Below are 18,841 nucleotides of genomic sequence, written 5' to 3' on the forward strand. Positions count from 1 at the left end.
TAATCCCCTTCACCAATGCAGACGTCGCTGTCATGCGATGTCCACACCGTTTTCCGCGACGAAGGTCTGGACCGTCTTGTAGGCGCGGTGAAGATGCTTCTCGACCGCGCTGACGCTGATGCCCTCGGCGACGGCGATGTCCTTGCGCGGCGTCCCCTCGAACCGATAGGCGCGGAAGATCGCGGCGGTGCGCGGCGGCAGCCCGTCCAGCGCCGCCTGCAGCCGCCCCAACGTCTCGCGCGACAGCAACGCCTCCTCCGCCGTCGGGAAATCCGACGCGTCGGACTGGACGTCGACCCACGCCCCGTCGCGCGCCGAGCGGCGCTGCTCCGAGCGGCGCCGGTCGAAGGCGAGATTGTTCGCCATGCGGAACAGGTAGGCCGCCGGATCGGCGACCGGGCCCGACGGCAGGCTCTCCAGCTTCAGCCACAGATCCTGCAGCACGTCCTGCGCCGCATCGGCATCGCGCAGCCGCGCGGTGAGCAGGCGCAGCAGCATGCGCTGCTCGGCGAGGAAGACCGCTTTGAGGCCGTCGCTCATGCCGCCTCGCGCACGGTGGAGGTGAAGAAGCGCACCAGCAGCGCCGACGCCGCCGCCATCTGCAGCATCGCATGCCAGCCCGCGCCCTCGGGCCCGAGCCACAGCAGCATCAGCGGCAGCAGCGGGTAGAGCAGGACGTTGCCGACCAAGGCCGCCGTCACCGAGCGATCGGGCCGGCCGAGCGCGGTGAGCGCGGCGCCCAGCGGCACGGTGGTGAGGTACAGAGCGCGCCCGACCGCGACCAGCAGCATCAGCCGCGTGCCGCCGCCGAAGCTGCCCCCGCCGATCGCGGTGAGCAGGCGGCCGCCGGCAAAGACGAGCGCGGTCAGCACCGCCGCCGATCCGATCGCGGTCAGCCCGACGCTGCGCCACACCGCGCGGCGCAGGCGTTGCCCGCCGCCCTTCGCCGCCAGATCGGCCAGCACCGCATAGCTGCCGCTCGCCAGCAGCACCGCGGGTTGCTGCAGCACGTTGGTCGCGCGCTGCGCCAGCGCCAGCAGCCCCGCCGCCGCCGGGCCCATCATCCAGCCGACCGTCAGCGGCACGAGCTGGGGCGCCAGCTCGCGCAGCGTGATGTCGAAATTGGTGGTGAGGATGAAGCGCAGAAAGCCCTCATTGTCGCGGCCCACGTCGCGCCATGGACCGAACAACGGCTGTCCGTCGAGCATTTGTCGCCACACCGGCCACGCCAGCAGCCACATCGCCACCCATTCCGCCAGCGCGGAGGCGAGCCACACCGCCAGGTAGGCAGTGAGGCCCCCGCCCGCCCGCCACGCGATCAGCGTGCCGACCAGTCGCACCACCGGCGAGACCGTCTGGTGCAGCCCGACCAGATCGAAGCGGCCGCCGAGCTGGAGCACGCCCTGCGGCGTCGCGCGCACCGTCGCCAGCACCGCGAACGCATAAGGCAAGGCGATGCGCATCGCCTGCGGCGACCAGCCGAGCCGCGGCCCGATCAGCGGCACGCCGATCGCCGCCACCGCCACCGCCGCCGCGCCGCAGCCGAGCTCGACCAGCGCCATGAACCGGATCAGCCGTGCCAGCCCCGCATGGTCGGCGCGCTCCAGCGCCAGCGCGCCGTAGCGCACGACGCCGTGAAAGCCCGAAAAGGCGAAGACGCTGCCGATCAGCACCGCATAAGCGTTGACCAGCACGAGGACGCCATAGCCCGACGCGCCCAGCTCGCGCGCGACGATGACGAGGTAGACCAGGCTCAGCAGCCCCGCCGCCGCCTTGCCGGTGAGCAGGTGGCCGACATTGAGGAAGATGCGCGCCACCGGCGAGCGCTCGCGCACCGGGCGGTCGGCAAGCTGTTGCGGTGAGGACGAATTCTGCGCGACGGACATTGCGCGTGGCGATAGCCGCTCGGCGCGGCGGATGCACGCGTCACCAGCGCCGGCCGCGCCACGTTCCGGATCCGCGGCTTTTCCGGTAACGGGCTGCGTGTGTCACACCATCATGGCGTCATAGGCCCGTGAAGATCGGCTTCTTCTTCAACCACGATCAGGTGCATCAGGTCGCGCATTCGCTGCCGATCGCGCTCGCGCTGATGCGGATCGCGCCCGAGGTGGGCGTGGTGATCGCCACCACCAACGATCGGCTGACGGCCGAGGTGCGCCGCCTCGCCGCGAAATCGGGCGTGGCGGTGCCGCTGGTCCAGCTCGGCCTCACCCGCCGCGCCAGCCGCGTCGCCGCGCGCTGGCTGGAGGCGGTCGTCCCGGTGTCGAAGCTCGCCGTCTATCGCGACAATCTCGATTTCTTCCGCGGGCTCGACATGCTGGTGGTCGCGGAGAAGACCTCGCTGCTGCTCAAGACGCGCTACGGGCTCGACGCGCTGCGTATCGTCCACACCCGTCACGGCGCGGGCGATCGCGCGATCGGCTTCGACAAGGCCAGCGCCGGCTTCGACCAGATCCTCGTCTCCGGTCCCAAGATCGCCGAGCGGCTGATCCACGAGGCCGGCATCCCGGCCGATAAGCTGGCGACGGTCGGCTATCCCAAGTTCGATCTGGTCGGCCAGACCGGCGCTCCCGCCCTGTTCGCCGATCCGTCGAAGCCGGTGGTGCTCTACAATCCGCACCCCTCGCCGCATCTGTCGTCATGGTACAGGCATGGCCGGCAGGTGCTCGATTTCTTCCTGCGCGACGGTCGCTACAATCTGATCTTCGCGCCGCACGTCATGCTGTTTCACCGCCGCTTCGTGCTGACGATCGACTGGCTGCGCATCGATCGGCCGGGCATCGTCGAGGATCGCTTCCGCGATGCGCCCAACATCCATGTCGATCTCGGCAGCAACGCCTCGACCGACATGACCTATACGATGATGGCCGATCTCTATCTGGGCGACGTCAGCAGCCAGATCTACGAATTCCTCTATCGCCCGCGCCCGGCCCTGTTCCTCAACAGCCACGGCGTCGATCATGCCGACGATCCCAATTACCTGCACTGGCGCGCGGGCGAGGTGATCGCGAACCCGGACGATCTCGGCGCGGCGCTGGATCGCGCGCTGGCGCAGCACGAATCGTACTGTCCGGTGCAGCGCGAGCTGTTCCAGCGCAGCTTCGACCTGACCGACGAACCGTCGGCCGATCGCGCCGCGCGCGCGATCCTCGGCACGCTGGCGCCGCCGTCGCTGCCGGCGGCCGCCGCCTGACGACCGCCCGACCCCGCCCATCTTGCCGCCAGCCGGCCATGGTGCGAGGGGGGCGGCATGCCGCTTCGTAAGGATATCTGGCGCCCGGCCATCATCGCCGCGCCGTTCGAGCAGATCGTCGCGCGCGGATCGGTGGCGGGCCTGCCCTGCCACTGGCTGCCGCCGATGGGATCGTTCCGCTTCCTCGCCGATCCGTTCGGCCTGTGGCGCGACGGGCTGCTCCACGTCTTCGTCGAGACCTACGATTATCGCGTGCGCATCGGCGCGATCGAGGTGCTGAGCTACGATGCAGACTTCACCCTGCGCGACCGCGCTTTGTGCCTCGCCGAGCCGTGGCACCTCTCCTACCCGCAGGTGTTCGAGGCCGAGGGCGAGACGTGGATGCTGCCCGAGGCGCATCGCAGCGGCGGCCTCACTTTCTATCGCGCGGTCGATTTCCCGCGCCGCTGGGAGGCGAGCCACCGCGTCGAACTGGATCACGTGCCGGTCGACGCGACGCCTTTGTGGCATGACGGCCTGTGGTGGCTGTTCTACACCTCCGCCTCGCGCGAGCCCGACAAGATGGCCTCGCTCCACATCTCCTATGCCGAGCGGCTGCGCGGCCCGTGGCGCCCGCATCCGCAGAATCCGGTGCGCGTCGACAATGCCTCCGCCCGGCCCGGCGGCACGATCCGCGTGATCGACGGCGTGCCGGTGCTGCCGGTGCAGGATTGCAGCACCACCTATGGCGGCGCGATTGGCGCGCTGCGCCTGCCTGTCCTGACCCCCGACCGGGTGGAATGCGAGCTCGGCACGCGCATCACGGCCCCGCCCGCCTTCGCGCCTTATGTCGAGGGGCTCCACACCTTGTCCGCCGCGGGCGACGTGACGCTGATCGACGTCAAGCGCACGGAGTTGTCGGCGCATGGTTTGTCGATCGAGGTTGCGCGGCACACGCGACAGCGGGCGCGCAAGGTGATGGCGGCGCTGCGGGGGTAACGTGGGCGCCGGCCGGCCGCGACAGGATAGGCGTTGGACAAGCGGCCCGTTCGTCCTGAGCGGCGGCCACGAGCAGCAGAACAAATATCGAACATTCCGCTTGCAAAGTAGGATTTCGCGCGTCAGATGGTCAGGCTCCTGCTGCAATCGAGGAGCGTGCCGTCATGCCCGATCGATCCCCTCGCCGCTTCGCCCGCGCGTCAAAGGCTGCCCTGCGCCTCGCCCGGCATTCGCTCGATCGACGCCATTCACCCCGCGCGGGGAGCGTACCCACCCCTGACGTAGTGTCACCTTTGTCACCTTCCGCGCAGCCGGCGCGGCGGCGGGCGCGCTACAGCAGCGCCTCGAGCAGGCCGATCAGCGGGCGGTCGGCGGGGGGCATGGCCAGCGCGTGCAGCTCCAGCGGGCGCAGCCAGCGCAGCGCGCCGCCCTCCAGCGGCCGCGGCAGCCCGCGCCACTTGCGGCAGACGTAGAGCATCAGCAGAAGATGCCGCTCGCCCAGCGGCGCGCTGGCGAAGGTGGCGGGGGCGAGGCAGGCGGCCTCGGTATCGATCCCCAATTCCTCGCGCAATTCGCGGATCAGCGCGGCCTCGGGCGTCTCGCCGGGCTCGATCTTGCCGCCCGGAAATTCCCACAGCCCGGCCATCGGCTTGCCCTCCGGCCGCTGCTGCACGCACACGCGGCCGTCGGCATCGACCAGGGCGACCGCGACGACCGGCAGCAAAAACATGGAATACAGTCTTTCTTTACACCGGCGCCCTATGCAGGCCGACCGGGGACATGAGGGGCGGCACCGCAATGGGCATCACACGGCTGATCGGCAAGCTGCTGCGCGCGCAGGACGGCGCGACGGCGATCGAATATGGACTGATCCTCGCGCTGATCTTCGTCGTGATGGTCGGCGGGGTCAGCGCGCTCGGCAGTTCGACCCACGGGGCGTGGAGCAACGTTTCCAACAAGGTAGCCGCTGCCGAGCCATTCTGAATTTTACATCATTAAGTGTTCGGAAACCCCGTCGCGCTAAAGGATTCGGGCTGGTCCAAACATCGGAAACCGGCGCCGGGTAAGGGACCGATCGAACGTCGCGAGGAGACCGAGTATGCAGTATATCCGTAACTTTCTGAAGAACAGCAAGGGCGCGACCGCGATCGAATACGGTCTGATCGCAGCCCTGATCGCGGTTGCCGCGATCGGCGCGATGTCCACGCTGGGTGGTAAGCTCAAGAACACGTTCACCAACGTGTCGAACAACATGAACGTCAGCTGATCTGACGTCCTGTTGACCTGAACGGGCCGGCGCGCAGACCGCGTGCCGGCCCTTTTTTTTGCGCTCGGCCTCAGCCGATCGTCAGGAACTTGCGCCGCCGCTGCGCGATCAACGCCGCCTGCGGCTCCGCCGTCAGCACCGCCAGCTCCTCGGCGATCGCGCCGCCCAGCGCGGCGATCGCCGCCGCCGGGTCGCGCTGCGCGCCGCCCAGCGGCTCCGGCACCACGCGATCGACCACGCCGAGGCGCTTGAGGTCGATCGCGGTGATCTTCATCGCCTCGGCCGCGTCGGCCGCCTTGTCGGCGGTGCGCCACAGGATCGACGAGGCGCCCTCGGGCGAGATCACCGAATAGATGGCATGCTCGAACATCAGCACGCGGTCGGCGGCGGCCAGCGCCACCGCGCCGCCCGAACCGCCCTCGCCCACGATCGCCGCGACGATCGGCACCGACAAGGTCAGGCAGCGCTCGGTCGAGCGCGCGATCGCCTCGGCCTGGCCGCGCTCCTCGGCCTGCACACCGGGGAAGGCGCCGGCGGTGTCGACCAGAGTGACCACCGGCAGGCCGAAGCGCTCGGCCAGCGTCATCAGGCGGATCACCTTGCGATAGCCCTCGGGCTTGGCCATGCCGAAATTGTGGCGGATGCGGCTGGCAGTATCCTCGCCTTTCTCGTGCCCGATCACCATCACGCGGCGCCCGGCGATGCGGCCGAGGCCGCCGATGATCGCCTGATCGTCGGCGAAAGCACGGTCGCCCGCCAGCGGCATGAAATCGTCGACGAAGCCCGCCAGATAGTCCTTCAGATGCGGGCGTTCGGGATGGCGCGCGACCTGCGTCTTCTGCCACGGCGTCAGCTTGGCATAGGTCTCGCGCAGCAACTTGTCCGACTTGACGGCGAGGCGCCCGACCTCGGCGTCGATGTCGATCGCCCCCTCGTTGGAGCTGGCGGTATCGCGCAGCTCGACGATACGCGCCTCAAGCTCGGCGATCGGCTTCTCGAATTCAAGGAATGCGACCATTGCGGGCGGTTAGGAGCGTGGGCGCCCGGCGTCAACGAGCGGGTGACGCTGATTGACCAGCTCGACCAGCCGGCGGCTGTCGACATGGGTGTAGATCTGGGTGGTGGCGATGTCGGCATGGCCCAACATCGATTGCAGCGCGCGCAGGTCCGCCCCGCCCTCCAGCAGGTGCGTGGCGAAGGCGTGGCGCAGGACGTGCGGGCTCACCCGCTCGGGCGCGATCCCCGCCGCACCCGCCAGCGCGCGGACGAGCTGGAACAGCCGCACCCGGCTGAGATGCGCCTTGCCCGAGGGGAACAGCCACGCCGCATCCGCCGGCAAGGTCGCGGCATAGGCCGCCACCGCCGCGCGCGCGCGATCGGAGATCGGCACCAGCCGCTCGCGCCCGCCCTTGCCGCGTAGGATGGCGTAGGGCTGGTCGCGGCGCAGCAGGTGGCGCGGCAGCGAGACCAACTCGGTCGCGCGCAGGCCCGATCCGTAGAGCAGCTCGACCAGCGCCGACAGCCGCAGGTCGGCGGGCGTCGGATTGTCGGCCAGCCGCTGTTCCAGCACCGCGAACAAGGCGTCGACCTCGCCATGATCGAGGATACGCGGCAGCGTCTGCGCACCGCCGGGCCGCGGCAGCGCATCCGACGGATCGTCGTCGCGCAGCCGCTCCTCCGCGAGGAAACCGAAGAAGCGGCGCAGCGCCGACGCCTTGCGCGCCACGGTCGATCGCGCCAGCGGCAGCCATACCGCCCCGAGCCGGGTGAGCGCCGCGCCGTCGGCCTCCGCCAGCCGGCCGCCAAGTTCCTCTGATGCGCCCTCGAGATCGCGGCGATAGGCGAGCAATGTGTTGACGGCGGCACCGGCCTCGGCGGCCATCATCTCGAGGAAGCGGTCGATGAGCGCGCGGTCGCTCACGCCAGCCGCGTCATCGCCTCGGCGGCGATCATCCGCGCCTCGGGCTCCAGCCCGACCGCGCGCAAAGCGGCGATCATGCGGTAGAAGTCGGCGGGCGGGATCGCGGCCCAGCGCGGATCCTGCATCCCGACCGCCACCAGCAGGGCGACGGTGCCGACCTCGTGCGCATCGACAGCGCGGCGCAGCGCGGCGGCATAAGGCGTCGTTCCGCCCAGCGACACGCCCGCCGCCGTCGCCGCCGCCTGAGCGTCCGCCGGGGCGAGCCGCCCGAGCCCCGCCAGCGCTGCCGCCAGCATCGCGGTGCGATCCGCGCCCGACGTGCCTGCCCGCTTGGCGAACGATTTCAGGCGCGCCGGCGTCGTCGATGCCATCGGCCGCTCGGCGCCGACCGCGAGGATCGACCAGGCACGATCGCCGTCCGATCCCCCCGCGGCTGCCGCAACCTGCGCCCAGCGCTCCGCCTGCCGATCGAGCCCCACCGCCAGCATGGCCGAAACCAGCGGCGCCACCTCGTCGCGCCGGTCGTTCGTCGGCGCGATCAAGGCCGCGGCGCGCCCGGTCAGGATCATGCCGGCGTAGCGATCGCGCTCGCCCTCCACGCCCTTGGGCGATGCATCCCACAGGCTGTGGAGCGCGGACAGGCGCGCATCCTCGTCGTCGCCGCGATAGGCCGCGCGCAGCCGCCCCGCCGGGCTCGCCGTATCGGGATCGCCGCTCTCGTCCATCACCCGGCCATAGAGATCGACGAGGTTCGCCGCCGATTCGGGGCCCAGGGCCGCCGCGACGCGTGCCGGCGCCACACGATCCGACGCCGCCAGCATCGGCGCGCGCGCCAGCCACGCGGTGAACCATGCCGGCGCCGCGTCGAGCAACGGCTGCGGGATGATGACGCCGAGTGCGCTGGCGAGGCCGAAACGCCAGTCGGTCAGCGCATCGATGCCGGTCCAGTCGATCGTCACCTCGCGCCGGCCGCCACCGCCCGCTGCCACCAGTTTCTCGGCGAGCGCATGATCGATGAAGTCGCCGCGCACGCCGCGGCCGATCGTCGCGTTGGCGGTCGCCTCGTCACCAGCGAGCGTCGCGCACATTGCGCGGATCATCGGCCAGGCGGGCTGGTCGCCGATCTGCTCGCTGCCATCGGGCAAGGGACACAGCCCGCCCGGATCGGCATTGGCGAGCGCGGTGCCGATCGCCACGCGACGCAGACGCGGGCTGAACGCGTCGATATCGACGCCCTGCACCAGCATCCGCGCACCATCCGCCTCGCCCAGCCGCAGCAGCAGGGCAGCGCGATCGGCGACCCAGTCGGCCTGGCCCTCGCCGCGCGGCGCGGGAGTCGCGCCCAGCAGCACGCGCCGCAGCATCACCTCGGCCCAGCGCGAGGCGATCGGCGCCTGCAGCCGCCGCATCAGCGTCGCGAGATAGCGGCCATCGGCGTCGCCGAACGCATCCTCGCCATAGACCGGCTCGACGCCAATAAGGTCGAGCGAACGCTTGGCAGCGTCGGGCATCTCCTCGGACTGCGCCGTGACGGCGTCGACCAGCGCGTCGAGCTGGCCGGCAGTCGCATCGGAGACGGCGACACCCTCGTCCGCACCCGGTGCCGGCGGCGGACCGGGCGATGCGGGCTCGGCCGGTACGGGCGGCGCCGCGGGCGCAGGCGGCACGGCCGCATCCGGACGCGCCGGCGTGGGGCGCGGCGGCGGAGTCGGCTGCACGCGCGGCGCGGGCGCCGGCGTGCCGAATCCGGGCGGCAGCAGCGATTGCGGCGCATCCTGCCCGAGCGCCGGCAAGGCGATCGACAATCCCGCGCCAGCGCCCAGCGCTGCGAGGATGCGTCTAGTGCGTGGCGACATTCGTCACCGGCTGCTCCACGTGGCTGACCGGCACCTCACGGTCGAGCGAGGCCAGCCCGAACAGGATGCCCATGACCAGCACGACGAGGATGAGCAGGATCAGCAGCGGTCGCGACACGAAAGACAAATCCTTAGACTGACGGGCGCAGGTGGCCCTCGGGCGGGCTTTTGCCCGAGCCGGGGTGCCTGTGTATAGCCCCTGCCGCCATGCACCCCGCCTCGTCCGATCCGACATACGATCCGCGCAGGCCGATCGTCCTGATCGGATTGATGGGCGCGGGCAAGTCGACCGTCGGCCGGCGCCTCGCGCACCGCCTGCATCTGCCGTTCGTCGATTCGGATCACGAGATCGAGCGCGCCGCCGGCCTGACCGTGGCGGAGATGTTTTCGCGCTATGGCGAGGCGCAGTTCCGTGACGGCGAGCGGCGCGTCATCACCCGGCTGATCGACGGTCGGCCGAAGGTGATCGCCACCGGCGGCGGCGCCTTCATGCACGAGGCGACACGTGCGCTGATCCTCGAACGCACCACCGCCGTCTGGCTGGATGCCGATATCGACGTGCTGGCCGAGCGCGTCGCACGGCGCGCCGGATCGCGGCCCCTGCTCGCCGGCGGCGATCCGCGCAGCCGACTGGCCGAACTGGCGGCGGTTCGCAATCCGATCTACGCGCTGGCCCCCATCCACATCCACAGTCGGCCGCTGCCGCACGAGGCGACGGTCGACGCGATCATGAAGATCCTGCAACGATGATCGAGGTCGAAGTCGGGCTTGGCGCCCGCACCTATCCCATCCTGATCGAGCATGGCTTGCTCGATCGCGCCGCGACGCACCTCGCCCGTTTCACCCGCGGCGGCCGGCTGGTGGTGGTCACCGATGCCAACGTCGCAGCGGCGCAGCTCGAACGTTTCACCGTCGGACTCGGCGATATCGCGATCGAGGCGATCGTGCTGCCGCCGGGCGAGACGACCAAGAGCTGGGCGGTGCTGGAAGAACTGACCGACCAGCTGCTGGACCTCGGCGTCGAGCGCAGCGACCGCATCGTGGCGTTGGGCGGCGGCGTGATCGGCGATCTGGTCGGCTTCGCCGCGGCGATCCTGAAGCGCGGCTGCGGTTTCGTCCAGGTGCCGACCAGCCTGCTCGCGCAGGTCGATAGCTCGGTCGGCGGCAAGACCGCGATCAACAGCCGCGCCGGCAAGAACCTCGTCGGCGCGTTCCACCAGCCCGATCTGGTGCTGATCGATCCGGCGACGCTGGCGACGCTGTCCGCTCGCGAATTGCGCTCGGGCTATGCCGAGGTGGTGAAATACGGGCTGATCGACGATCCGGCTTTCTTCGCATGGTGCGAGGCCAACGCGCCCGCCTTACTGGCCGGCGACACCGACGCACTGACCCACGCCATCGCACACAGCGTGCGCGCCAAGGCGCGCGTCGTCGCCGCCGACGAGCGCGAGACGACCGGCACGCGCGCCTTGCTCAACCTCGGCCACACGTTCGGTCACGCGCTGGAGGCCGAGACGTGCTTCTCCGACACGCTGCTCCATGGCGAAGCGGTGGCGTGCGGCACGGCGCTGGCGTTCCGCTTTTCCGCCACGCTGGGCCTGTGCGCCGAGGAGGAAGCGGCGCGTGTCGGCTACCACCTCGCCCGCGCCGGCTTGCCGACGACGCTGGCCGAGGCACATGTCGATGCGTCAGGCGCGACGCTCGTCGCCCACATGGCGCACGACAAGAAGATGGAAGGCGGACGCCTCCCCTTCCTGCTCGCGCACGGCATCGGTCGCACCTTCCTGGCGCGCGACGTCGCGCTGGCCGACGTCGCGCGATTCCTCGACGCGGAGCGTTGAACCGTCAGCGGATGAAGAAATTGCCGTCGAGGTCGCTCGCCGCGTCGACGATCTGCGAGCTGTGGAAGGGATAGCGCGCGCCGTGCGTCTTCGGCGTGATCAGGTGGATCGTCACATGCTCGCCGGGTGCCAGCTTCAGATTGTCCATATCGACCACGGCGCGGTCGCGCGGATCGACGCGCGTAGCGGCGAAGAATTCCTTGGCGACCAGATTGTGCGTGCGGTCGGATGGATTGACGACACGCACGATGTACGGCGCGCCGGGATCGAGCACGATCTTACGCGGCGTGAAGCCGTGATTGGTCATCGCGATCTCGACATGGCCGGCCGTCTTCCAGTCGATCGTCTGCGCCATTGCCGGCATGGCCAGCGTCGCCGCACCCAAAGCGAGCATAAGAATCTTCATCGTCTAGGTCGTGAACCCATAAAAGGGTGATCTACGCGGGGCTTTGAAGTTCGATGTTTACGACCCGTGAGGCATCAAACGTAATATCATCCTGCTGGCCGACCCTGACCACTTCCGTTGCCCAAGCGACATGGACATCACGGACGCGACTGCCGTCATCGAGCGTCACGATCACGCGGGTGCTGCCATAAGAGGTCTCTGGCATTTCACGAACTTTGTCGCTGATATGAGCAGGCAGCGTGCGCGATCGGGTGTCCATCCGCAGATCTTACCTCATGAGCTACACCGGAAAAAGCTAGTGCCGGCGGAGCCGCCGACCCGCTTTCACGCCGAGCCAGATTGTGATTCAGCTTCGGCATGAGCCGATATGATCTGACAGACTTCGAGTGGCGAGTGATCGAGCCGCTGCTGCCCAACAAACCGCGAGGCGTGCCGCGCGTAGATGACCGGCGCGTGCTAAATGGCATCTTCTGGGTGCTGCGATCCGGTGCGCCGTGGCGTGACCTGCCCGAGCGCTACGGCCCTCGCACGACTTGCTACAACCGCTTCGTGCGATGGCGGAAGGCGGGCGTGTGGGATCGAATGATGGACGCCATCACCGCCGCACATGACGGCAACATCCAGATGATCGACAGCACCTCCGTTCGCGCCCACCAGCAGGCCGCGACGGCAAAAAGGGGGATCCAGATCATTGTCTCGGTCGCTCACGGGGCGGCCTCACGACCAAAATCCACGCAGTCGTCGACGCGCAAGGGCTCCCAATCCGGCTCGGCCTGACCGCCGGGCAGGCGCATGACAGCCCCGCCGCGTATCACCTGCTCGACCGTCTCGGTCCGCGAACCATCGTACTCGCGGACAAAGCTTATGATGCCGATGGCATCCGCGGCCTTATCGAGGCCCAAGGCGCAGTGCCCAACATCCCGGCCAAATCCAATCGCAAATGGAAACCATGCTTCAGCAAGCAGCTCTATCGCGAGCGCAATCTGGTCGAGCGCTTCTTCAGCAAACTGAAGCACTTCCGGCGCATCGCCACTCGTTACGACAAGCTCGCCGCAAACTTCCTCGCTATGGTTCAGCTCGCTTCAATGCGACTGTGGCTACGCGCTTATGAGTCTACGGCCTAGTCTCCGGATCGTGATCGGTCGGCGGTGCGAACGCACCTGCCGCCAGCACGATCCATCCCGCGATCATCGCCGCACCGCCCAGCGGCGTGACCGCGCCGAGCCACAGCGGGCCGCCCAGCGCCATCGCATAGAGCGTCGCGGCGAACAGCAGCGAGCCGCCGAGCAGCAGCCACGCCGCCAGCGGGCCGCGCGCGATCCGTGCGGCGATCAATGCGGCGACGGCGTGCACCATCTCATATTGCGCGCCGATGCGCAGCCAGTCCGCCGCCTTGCCCGATGCGCCATGCGCGCCGAACGCCCCCGCCATCACCGCCAGCGCGCCCGAGCAGGCGGCGACGCGCAGCAATATGGCACGGCTCACAGCTCGGGCTCACCCAGCGCCAGTGGCGCGCGCGACGCGGCGATCGCCTCGGGCGAGAAGATGCCCTTTTCGGCCTGGACGAGCAGCCGCTCCTTGTCGCGCGCGCGATAGCGACGCTCGATCTTCGCGACCTGATCCTCGGCGACGCCCAGCGTCGCCAGCACCCTGCGGCCCATCACCACCGCGCTCTCGAACAATTCCCGGATCACCATCGCCGTATCGAGCCCGCGATAGCTGATGAGCGTGCGCCGATCATAAGCGCGCACGAAAATCGCGGCCTGACGGAATGCCTTGAGCGCCGTCTCGAGCTCGTCGCGGTCGAGCTGGTCCTTGTCCATCGCGAAGATGATCGCGCGCGCCTCGTCGCCGCCGGCCTGCTGCAGCAATTCCAGCCGCGTGCCGTCGCCGTAGAAGACCTTGACGCCGAACCGCGCCGCGGTGTCGATCATCTCGGCATCGCTGTCGATCACCGTCACCGGAATGTCGGCGGCGAGCAGCATCTGCACGATCGTCTGCCCGAAGCGCCCATAGCCGACGACGATCGCCGCGGCGTGATCGGCATGATCCGGCCCCTCCAGATCCTCGCGCATCGGCGTGATCGCGGCGCGGTTGAAGCGACGCGCGACCATCATCAGGAACGGCGTGGTCGCCATCGACAAGGTCACCACCGCGCCGAGCAGGCTTGCCGCCTGCGGCTGGACGAGTTGCGCCGCTGCCGCCTGGCCGAACAGCACGAAGCCGAACTCGCCGCCCTGGCTGAGCAGCAGGCCGAGCGCGAGCGCCGGTCGCCGCTCGACCCCGAACAGGAGCGCGATCAGGAAGATCAGGAACGCCTTCACCGCCACCACCGCTACCGCGAGGCCGAGCACGAAAATCGGCCGCGCCTCGATCGCATGAAGGTCGAGCTTCATGCCGATCGCGATGAAGAACAGGCCGAGCAGCACGGTGCGGAACGGCTCGACGTCCACCTCCAGCTCGTGCCGGTAGGGCGAATCCGCCAACATCACGCCGGCGACGAACGCACCGAGCGCGGTCGACAGGTGCAGGCTCTCCATCACCGCCGCCGCCGCGACCACGGTGAACAGCCCGGCCGCGACGAACAATTCGCGCTCGCCCATGCCGCCGATCAGGCGGAACAAGGGGTTGAGCAGATAGCGGCCGGCGACCACCAGCCCGACGACGGCGCCGATCGTGTAGAGGCCGAGCAGCCAGCCGGGCGGTGCACCCGGATCGGCCGGCGCGCGGCTCAGTGCGGCGACGATCGTGATGAGCGGCACGATCGACAGATCCTGGAACAGCAAGATCGAGAAAGCGCGCTCGCCGAACGGGGTGTTGAGCCGGCCGGCCGAACGCAGCATCGGCAGCACCTGCGCGGTCGAGGACAATGCCAGCGGCAGGCCCAGCGCCAGCGCCGCCGCCGGCGAGAATCCGACCAGCCATACCACGCCGCCGAGCGCGAGACCGCAGATCACGACCTGGACGAGGCCGAAGCCGAAGATGTCGCGCCGCAGCCGCCACAGCCGGGTGAGGTTGAGTTCCAGCCCGACGATGAACAGCAGCAATGTGATACCGAGATCGGCGATGCCAAGCTTCGATTCGGCGCCGTCGACCAGCCCCAGCGCCTGCGGACCGATAAGCGCACCGGCGACGATATAGCCGAGCGTGGCGCCCAGCCCGAACTTGCGAAACAGCAGCACGCAGCCGAGCGCCGCGCCCAGCATCACCACGCCTGCGCTGAGCAGGGTGCCGGTCATGCGCCTTGCTCCGCCGGGCGGGCGAAGCGGCGTTCGTCGTGATCGTCGCGCATGCGTGCGGCTGTACCGAGCCGACGGCGGAAGGTCGAGCCGCTAGACCGCGCTGCTTTGCTGGCCCGCAACGGCCTCCGCTCGCGCCGCCGCTTCCGTCACCGCCTCGAATGCAAGCCGGATCGAGGCATGGCGCGCGCTGTGGGCGCGCGCGGGCGCGAAGATTTCGAGCCCCGGCCAATCGCCGGGATCGTCGCGCGTGCCGGCGAGGAAGGCGGCGAGCGCATCGCGCGCGGCTTCCAGCTCGGCGCGGTCGCGGCCGATGGCATGCGCGCCCATCAACGCGGCCGAGGCCTGGCCGAGCGCGCAGGCGCGCACCTCCTGCCCCAGCGCCGTCACGCGACCGGCATCGTCCATCGCGACGTCGACGGTGATGCGGCTGCCGCACACCGGCGACCGGCGCTCGGACGAGCCCTGGGCTTCATCGAGGCGCTGGTGATGGGGGATGCTCGTCGCGAGCCGCAGGATAGTCGGATTGTAGAGCGCCGCCGTCATGCGCCTTATCTAGGAAGCCGTGGCGCCCGCGTCAGCCCGCCGGGGCGCTTTCGTTGCCGAAGCCGGACTGCGGCACCGGATCGCCGCGGCGACGGTGGACGAAATCGACCACCGCGCGCCCGCTCGCATTCAGTAACGGATAGGTGCGCGCGGTGCGCAGCCATTGCGGCCGCGCCGAGGTGCCGCCGAATACGGTATCGTAGGCGAGATTGATGCCGAGGAAGAGCACGGTCGCCACCAGCAGCCCCTTGAGACCACCGAAGCCCAGCCCGAGCAGTCGATCCACCGGCCCCAGCACCGACTGACGCGTGCGTCGCCCGAGCGATGCAGCGATCATCTTGCCGAGAAAGAAGGTGACGCCGAACACCAGCAGGAAGGCGAGCACCGCCGCGCCGCCCTCGCTGTGGGTGAAGCCGGTCAGCGCATGCGTGGCCGGCGTGTGAAGCAGCTTCAGCGCGAACATCGCCGCGCCCCATGCGAACAGCGATAATATCTCGGTCACGAAGCCGCGCACCAGGCCGAGCACGGCACCCCCGCCGATCAGGAGCAGAACGAAGATATCGAGCGCGGTCAGCATGGCATGCGTCTAGCTTGCAGCCGGCTTATGGTCGAGCGCGGCAGACGCGGCTTTGTCATAGCGGCGAAGTAACGTCGCCGCATCAGGAGAGGAGCAAGGATCATGCCTCGCACGCCATTGTGTTTTGCCATTCTGGCGACCATCGCCGTCGCCGCGCCCGTCGCCGCGCAAAACAACGTCTGCCCGACCGGTGACCCCGCGCTGCTGCGCATCAGCAAGATCAAGCCGGGCGGCTCGATGGCCGGCCTCGCAAAAGCGGTGGCCGATCACAGCAAATGGTATGCCGATCACGGCTTCACCGCCGATCGCCAGGTGATCGCGCCGGTGCTGGTCCCCGGTCCGCAGGGGCCGCATGTCGCGTCGGATCAGGTGATGACGCTGCACCTTCACGCCCACAACGTGCCGCAGAACCAGCATGACGCTGGCTGGGACGCGTTCGTCGCCGAATATCGGGCCAATTCCGAAGTGGTGAGCGAGATGATGGTCTGCCTGCCGCCGATCAATTGATCGTAGACGCCGCGCCGGGCCACCGTGGCAATCAGCGGCCCAGCAGGTGATCGACCAGCGCGCCTACGGTCGTGAAGCCGTTGAGCGTGAGTGCGCCGCCATCCTCGCGCATCGCAGCGGGCAGCAGCGCGCGGCCGAAGCCGAGCTTGGCCGCTTCCTTCAGCCGCAACGCGCCATGCGCCACGCCGCGCACTTCGCCCGACAGCGCGACCTCGCCGAATGCGACCGCGTCGGCCGACAGCGGCCGCTCCGCCAGCGCCGAGACCAAAGCTGCTGCCACGGCCAGATCGGCACCCGGATCGGCGATGCGATAGCCGCCCGAGACGTTGAGATACACCTCGCAGGTCGAGAAGCTGAGCCCGCAGCGTGCCTCCAGCACCGCGAGGATCATCGCCAGTCGCCCGCTGTCCCAGCCGACCACCGCGCGGCGCGGCGTCGCCCCGCTCGCCAGCCGCACCACCAGCGCCTGGATTTCGACCAGCACCGGCCGCGTTCCCTCCATCGCCGGAAAGACGATCGCCCCGCTGATCGCCTCGCCGCGCTGGGTGAGGAACAAGGCCGAGGGGTTGGCGACCTCCTCCAGGCCCTGCGTCGCCATCGCGAACACGCCGATCTCGTCGGTGCCGCCGAAGCGGTTCTTCACGGCGCGCAGGATGCGATATTGATGGCTGCGTTCGCCCTCGAACGCCATCACGGTATCGACCATATGCTCCAGCACACGCGGGCCGGCGATTGTGCCGTCCTTGGTGACGTGGCCGACCAGTACCAAAGCGGTGCCGCGTTCCTTGGCGTAGCGGATCAGTTCCTGTGCCGAAGCGCGCACCTGGCTGACCGTGCCCGGCGCGCCATCGATCAGGTCGGAATGCATCGTCTGGATCGAATCGATGATGAGCAAGGCCGGCGGCGCACCCGTGTCCAGCGTGGTGAGGATGTCGCGCACCGAGGTGGCGGTGGCAAGCTGGACCGGCGCGTGGCCGAGCCCCATGCGGCGCGCGCGCAGCCGCACCTGATCCGCCGCCTCCTCGCCCGAAATGTAAGCGACGCGGGTGCCCGCGCTCGCCAGTCGCGCGGCAGCCTGCAGCAGCAGGGTCGACTTGCCGATGCCCGGATCGCCGCCGATCAAGGTCGCCGAACCCGCGACCAGCCCGCCGCCCAGCGCGCGATCGAGCTCGGCGATGCCGGTCGCGAGGCGCGGCGGCAGCGCGACGTCCGCATCGAGCCCCGACAGCGTGATCGCGCGGCCGCCCGCGCGCAGATCGTGCTTCGCGGCGAACGGGGTCACCACGCCGCCGGCCTCCTCGACCAAGGTGTTCCACTCGCCGCAATCGACGCATTGCCCCTGCCATTTGCTCGCGACGCTCCCGCAAAGCTGACAGGCATATCGGCGCTGGACGCGTGCCAAGCTGATCCTCCGGCGTTGAACGAAGCAGGAACATAGCCCCGTTGGAGCGACCATACAACCGCCTGCGTAACGGGAGTGCTGGCGCGCGCGCGCGATCCCGCCTAATCAGGCGCGCATGGGCTTCCTGCGTACCCTTTTCTGGATCGCGGTCACCGTGGTGGTGGTGGTGTTCTCGTTCCACAATTGGGTGCCGGTGACGGTCAGTCTGTTCGGTGATCTGAAGGCGGACGTGAAGCTGCCGGTGCTGCTGCTGATCGCCTTCCTCGCCGGGTTCCTGCCGTTGCTGATCTGGCACAAGGCGATGCGCTGGCGCGACCAGCGGCGCAGCCCGGCTGCCGTTCCGCTTTCGATCGAGCCGGTACCGCCGGCCATCTACAATCCGGTGGATACGACCGCCGAACCCGGCATCACGCCGGCGCGGGCCGACTGATGACGAGCCGGGTCTATGTGGCGATCGACACGCCCGATCTTGCGCGCGCGGTGGCGCTCGCCGGGCGCGTGCGCGATCATGTCGGCGGGCTCAAGCTCGGGCTCGAATTCTTCTGTGCGCATGGACATCACGGCGTGCGCGAGATGGCGGCGCTTGGCCTGCCGATCTTTCTCGATCTTAAGCTGCACGACATCCCGAACACCGTCGCGAGCGCGGTGCAGACGCTGCACCATCTCGCCCCGTCGATCCTGACCGTCCACGCCTCGGGCGGCCGCGCCATGCTCGAGGATGCGAAAGCGGCCGCGCCGCCGAGCACCCGCGTGGTGGGCGTAACGGTGCTGACCAGTCTCGACGGCAGCGATCTCGCCGCCACTGGCATCACCGGCGATACGCACGCGCAGGTCGAGCGGCTGACCGATCTGTGCGCCGAGGCGGGGCTCGACGGCATCGTCTGTTCGGGGTTCGAGGTGGCGGCGGCGCGGCGGCGCTGGCGCGACGGCTTCTTCGTGGTGCCGGGCGTGCGCCCCGTCGATGCGGGCACGGCCGACCAGAAACGCGTGATGACGCCGCGCCAGGCGCTCGACAATGGCGCCTCGATCCTCGTGATCGGCCGCCCCATCACCAAGGCGGCCGATCCCGATGCCGCCGCACGCGCGATCGCGGCGACGCTTTAAGGCA

General features: G+C 69.4%; 24 protein-coding genes. 10 read left to right on the plus strand and 14 right to left on the minus strand.

The features are described from left to right. Positions 1 to 30: 30 nt before the first annotated feature. Together K8P63_RS11305 and K8P63_RS11310 are read right to left on the minus strand one after the other, a co-directional pair. A complete protein-coding gene (locus K8P63_RS11305) occupies positions 31 to 540 on the minus strand; it encodes a sigma-70 family RNA polymerase sigma factor (protein WP_223796137.1) in 510 nt (169 codons plus the stop codon). Beyond that, positions 537 to 1,886 (minus strand): lipopolysaccharide biosynthesis protein, encoded by a 1,350-nt coding sequence (locus K8P63_RS11310; protein WP_223796138.1) that lies wholly within the window; start codon positions 1,884 to 1,886, stop codon positions 537 to 539. The genes K8P63_RS11305 and K8P63_RS11310 overlap by 4 nt, the downstream gene beginning before the upstream one ends. Before the next feature lie 128 nt (positions 1,887 to 2,014). Here K8P63_RS11310 and K8P63_RS11315 point away from each other — a divergent pair, with 128 nt between their 5' ends. Continuing rightward, the gene (locus K8P63_RS11315) at positions 2,015 to 3,193 is read left to right on the plus strand and encodes a hypothetical protein (RefSeq protein ID WP_223796139.1); all 1,179 of its coding nucleotides are present in this window, start codon (positions 2,015 to 2,017) and stop codon (positions 3,191 to 3,193) included. A gap of 57 nt (positions 3,194 to 3,250) precedes the next feature. Continuing rightward, entirely contained in the window at positions 3,251 to 4,171 is a 921-nt protein-coding gene (locus K8P63_RS11320; RefSeq protein ID WP_223796140.1) for a glucosamine inositolphosphorylceramide transferase family protein, read from the plus strand. Positions 4,172 to 4,502: 331 nt separating this feature from the next. On the opposite strand, the gene K8P63_RS11325 is transcribed toward K8P63_RS11320, so the two are convergent. Further along, a complete protein-coding gene (locus tag K8P63_RS11325; RefSeq protein WP_223796141.1) occupies positions 4,503 to 4,901 on the minus strand; it encodes a (deoxy)nucleoside triphosphate pyrophosphohydrolase in 399 nt (132 codons plus the stop codon). Between the two features lie 68 nt (positions 4,902 to 4,969). Between K8P63_RS11325 and K8P63_RS11330 the strand changes: the two genes are divergently transcribed. Further along, positions 4,970 to 5,155, plus strand: a complete 186-nt coding sequence (locus K8P63_RS11330) for a Flp family type IVb pilin (protein WP_223796142.1) — start codon at positions 4,970 to 4,972, stop codon at positions 5,153 to 5,155. A 115-nt stretch (positions 5,156 to 5,270) separates the two neighbouring features. Further along, positions 5,271 to 5,438: a Flp family type IVb pilin gene (locus K8P63_RS11335; protein WP_223796143.1), complete on the plus strand. Its 168-nt coding sequence runs from the start codon at positions 5,271 to 5,273 to the stop codon at positions 5,436 to 5,438. Between the two features lie 70 nt (positions 5,439 to 5,508). Here the strand turns inward: K8P63_RS11335 and K8P63_RS11340 are convergent, their stop codons facing one another. From K8P63_RS11340 to K8P63_RS20785, 4 genes are read right to left on the minus strand one after another with little or no spacing between them, the layout of a single operon-like run. Then, entirely contained in the window at positions 5,509 to 6,456 is a 948-nt protein-coding gene (locus tag K8P63_RS11340) for an acetyl-CoA carboxylase carboxyltransferase subunit alpha (protein WP_223796144.1), read from the minus strand. Between the two features lie 9 nt (positions 6,457 to 6,465). Next, positions 6,466 to 7,323 (minus strand): tyrosine-type recombinase/integrase, encoded by an 858-nt coding sequence (locus tag K8P63_RS11345; protein ID WP_263282725.1) that lies wholly within the window; start codon positions 7,321 to 7,323, stop codon positions 6,466 to 6,468. Positions 7,324 to 7,355: 32 nt separating this feature from the next. Further along, positions 7,356 to 9,215, minus strand: coding sequence for a hypothetical protein (locus K8P63_RS11350; protein ID WP_223796146.1), 1,860 nt, complete (start codon positions 9,213 to 9,215; stop codon positions 7,356 to 7,358). Further along, complete coding sequence (locus K8P63_RS20785) at positions 9,199 to 9,333, minus strand: hypothetical protein (protein ID WP_263282629.1); 135 nt, start codon at positions 9,331 to 9,333, stop codon at positions 9,199 to 9,201. Before K8P63_RS20785 ends, K8P63_RS11350 begins: the two co-directional genes overlap by 17 nt. Positions 9,334 to 9,422: 89 nt before the next feature. On the opposite strand from K8P63_RS20785, the gene K8P63_RS11355 reads away from it, so the two are divergent. Both K8P63_RS11355 and aroB read left to right on the plus strand, forming a co-directional pair. Next, positions 9,423 to 9,965 carry a shikimate kinase gene (locus tag K8P63_RS11355; RefSeq protein ID WP_223796147.1) on the plus strand — a complete coding sequence of 181 codons (543 nt, stop codon included), beginning with the start codon at positions 9,423 to 9,425 and terminating at the stop codon, positions 9,963 to 9,965. Beyond that, positions 9,962 to 11,056, plus strand: a complete 1,095-nt coding sequence (gene aroB / locus K8P63_RS11360; protein ID WP_223796148.1) for a 3-dehydroquinate synthase — start codon at positions 9,962 to 9,964, stop codon at positions 11,054 to 11,056. The genes K8P63_RS11355 and aroB overlap by 4 nt, the downstream gene beginning before the upstream one ends. A gap of 4 nt (positions 11,057 to 11,060) precedes the next feature. On the opposite strand, the gene K8P63_RS11365 is transcribed toward aroB, so the two are convergent. Beyond that, positions 11,061 to 11,462, minus strand: coding sequence for a cupredoxin domain-containing protein (locus tag K8P63_RS11365; RefSeq protein WP_223796149.1), 402 nt, complete (start codon positions 11,460 to 11,462; stop codon positions 11,061 to 11,063). 31 nt (positions 11,463 to 11,493) lie between these two features. Beyond that, complete coding sequence (locus K8P63_RS11370) at positions 11,494 to 11,721, minus strand: hypothetical protein (protein WP_223796150.1); 228 nt, start codon at positions 11,719 to 11,721, stop codon at positions 11,494 to 11,496. A gap of 98 nt (positions 11,722 to 11,819) precedes the next feature. Here K8P63_RS11370 and K8P63_RS11375 point away from each other — a divergent pair. Then, positions 11,820 to 12,586, plus strand: a protein-coding gene (locus K8P63_RS11375) for an IS5 family transposase (RefSeq protein ID WP_223796151.1) whose coding sequence is annotated in 2 segments (ribosomal slippage) — positions 11,820 to 12,132 and positions 12,132 to 12,586 — 768 coding nt in all. Because the reading frame shifts where the segments join, the coding sequence is not laid out codon by codon here. Here the strand turns inward: K8P63_RS11375 and K8P63_RS11380 are convergent. The 4 genes from K8P63_RS11380 to K8P63_RS11395 all read right to left on the minus strand — a co-directional run bounded on the left by K8P63_RS11380 (position 12,576) and on the right by K8P63_RS11395 (position 15,821). Beyond that, positions 12,576 to 12,893 carry a DUF423 domain-containing protein gene (locus K8P63_RS11380; protein ID WP_223799806.1) on the minus strand — a complete coding sequence of 106 codons (318 nt, stop codon included), beginning with the start codon at positions 12,891 to 12,893 and terminating at the stop codon, positions 12,576 to 12,578. The two genes, K8P63_RS11375 and K8P63_RS11380, sit on opposite strands and share 11 nt — an antisense overlap. 50 nt (positions 12,894 to 12,943) lie before the next feature. Continuing rightward, positions 12,944 to 14,701 (minus strand): cation:proton antiporter domain-containing protein, encoded by a 1,758-nt coding sequence (locus tag K8P63_RS11385; protein ID WP_223796152.1) that lies wholly within the window; start codon positions 14,699 to 14,701, stop codon positions 12,944 to 12,946. A gap of 93 nt (positions 14,702 to 14,794) precedes the next feature. Then, positions 14,795 to 15,247, minus strand: a complete 453-nt coding sequence (locus tag K8P63_RS11390) for an iron-sulfur cluster assembly scaffold protein (RefSeq protein WP_223796153.1) — start codon at positions 15,245 to 15,247, stop codon at positions 14,795 to 14,797. 31 nt (positions 15,248 to 15,278) lie between these two features. Next, complete coding sequence (locus K8P63_RS11395; protein WP_223799807.1) at positions 15,279 to 15,821, minus strand: CvpA family protein; 543 nt, start codon at positions 15,819 to 15,821, stop codon at positions 15,279 to 15,281. A gap of 105 nt (positions 15,822 to 15,926) precedes the next feature. Here K8P63_RS11395 and K8P63_RS11400 point away from each other — a divergent pair, with 105 nt between their 5' ends. Continuing rightward, positions 15,927 to 16,331, plus strand: a complete 405-nt coding sequence (locus tag K8P63_RS11400) for a hypothetical protein (RefSeq protein WP_223796154.1) — start codon at positions 15,927 to 15,929, stop codon at positions 16,329 to 16,331. A 31-nt stretch (positions 16,332 to 16,362) separates the two neighbouring features. Here K8P63_RS11400 and radA read toward each other — a convergent pair whose 3' ends face one another. Continuing rightward, positions 16,363 to 17,733 carry a DNA repair protein RadA gene (gene radA / locus K8P63_RS11405; protein WP_223796155.1) on the minus strand — a complete coding sequence of 457 codons (1,371 nt, stop codon included), beginning with the start codon at positions 17,731 to 17,733 and terminating at the stop codon, positions 16,363 to 16,365. Positions 17,734 to 17,848: 115 nt separating this feature from the next. Here radA and K8P63_RS11410 point away from each other — a divergent pair, with 115 nt between their 5' ends. Both K8P63_RS11410 and pyrF read left to right on the plus strand, forming a co-directional pair. Continuing rightward, positions 17,849 to 18,163 (plus strand): hypothetical protein, encoded by a 315-nt coding sequence (locus K8P63_RS11410; RefSeq protein ID WP_223796156.1) that lies wholly within the window; start codon positions 17,849 to 17,851, stop codon positions 18,161 to 18,163. Continuing rightward, on the plus strand, positions 18,163 to 18,837 hold the full coding sequence (gene pyrF / locus K8P63_RS11415; RefSeq protein ID WP_223796157.1) for an orotidine-5'-phosphate decarboxylase: 675 nt from the start codon (positions 18,163 to 18,165) through the stop codon (positions 18,835 to 18,837). The genes K8P63_RS11410 and pyrF overlap by 1 nt, the downstream gene beginning before the upstream one ends. Positions 18,838 to 18,841 lie beyond the last annotated feature (4 nt).

The sequence above is a fragment of the Sphingomonas nostoxanthinifaciens genome, from assembly GCF_019930585.1.
Classification (GTDB): Bacteria; Pseudomonadota; Alphaproteobacteria; order Sphingomonadales; family Sphingomonadaceae; genus Sphingomonas_I; species Sphingomonas_I nostoxanthinifaciens.

Bases quoted from the DNA above. Each gene is read 5' to 3' on its own strand.
- K8P63_RS11350 (WP_223796146.1), bottom strand. From the start codon at position 9,215: ATGTCGCCACGCACTAGACGCATCCTCGCAGCGCTGGGCGCTGGCGCG.
- K8P63_RS11335 (WP_223796143.1), top strand. From the start codon at position 5,271: ATGCAGTATATCCGTAACTTTCTGAAGAACAGCAAGGGCGCGACCGCG.
- K8P63_RS11380 (WP_223799806.1), bottom strand. From the start codon at position 12,893: ATGGCGGGGGCGTTCGGCGCGCATGGCGCATCGGGCAAGGCGGCGGAC.
- K8P63_RS11305 (WP_223796137.1), bottom strand. From the start codon at position 540: ATGAGCGACGGCCTCAAAGCGGTCTTCCTCGCCGAGCAGCGCATGCTG.
- K8P63_RS11310 (WP_223796138.1), bottom strand. From the start codon at position 1,886: ATGTCCGTCGCGCAGAATTCGTCCTCACCGCAACAGCTTGCCGACCGC.
- K8P63_RS11325 (WP_223796141.1), bottom strand. From the start codon at position 4,901: ATGTTTTTGCTGCCGGTCGTCGCGGTCGCCCTGGTCGATGCCGACGGC.
- K8P63_RS11385 (WP_223796152.1), bottom strand. From the start codon at position 14,701: ATGACCGGCACCCTGCTCAGCGCAGGCGTGGTGATGCTGGGCGCGGCG.
- aroB (WP_223796148.1), top strand. From the start codon at position 9,962: ATGATCGAGGTCGAAGTCGGGCTTGGCGCCCGCACCTATCCCATCCTG.
- K8P63_RS11320 (WP_223796140.1), top strand. From the start codon at position 3,251: ATGCCGCTTCGTAAGGATATCTGGCGCCCGGCCATCATCGCCGCGCCG.
- K8P63_RS11345 (WP_263282725.1), bottom strand. From the start codon at position 7,323: ATGATGGCCGCCGAGGCCGGTGCCGCCGTCAACACATTGCTCGCCTAT.
- K8P63_RS11330 (WP_223796142.1), top strand. From the start codon at position 4,970: ATGGGCATCACACGGCTGATCGGCAAGCTGCTGCGCGCGCAGGACGGC.
- pyrF (WP_223796157.1), top strand. From the start codon at position 18,163: ATGACGAGCCGGGTCTATGTGGCGATCGACACGCCCGATCTTGCGCGC.
- K8P63_RS11365 (WP_223796149.1), bottom strand. From the start codon at position 11,462: ATGAAGATTCTTATGCTCGCTTTGGGTGCGGCGACGCTGGCCATGCCG.
- K8P63_RS11410 (WP_223796156.1), top strand. From the start codon at position 17,849: ATGGGCTTCCTGCGTACCCTTTTCTGGATCGCGGTCACCGTGGTGGTG.
- K8P63_RS11390 (WP_223796153.1), bottom strand. From the start codon at position 15,247: ATGACGGCGGCGCTCTACAATCCGACTATCCTGCGGCTCGCGACGAGC.
- K8P63_RS11340 (WP_223796144.1), bottom strand. From the start codon at position 6,456: ATGGTCGCATTCCTTGAATTCGAGAAGCCGATCGCCGAGCTTGAGGCG.
- K8P63_RS11370 (WP_223796150.1), bottom strand. From the start codon at position 11,721: ATGGACACCCGATCGCGCACGCTGCCTGCTCATATCAGCGACAAAGTT.
- K8P63_RS11355 (WP_223796147.1), top strand. From the start codon at position 9,423: ATGCACCCCGCCTCGTCCGATCCGACATACGATCCGCGCAGGCCGATC.
- K8P63_RS11400 (WP_223796154.1), top strand. From the start codon at position 15,927: ATGCCTCGCACGCCATTGTGTTTTGCCATTCTGGCGACCATCGCCGTC.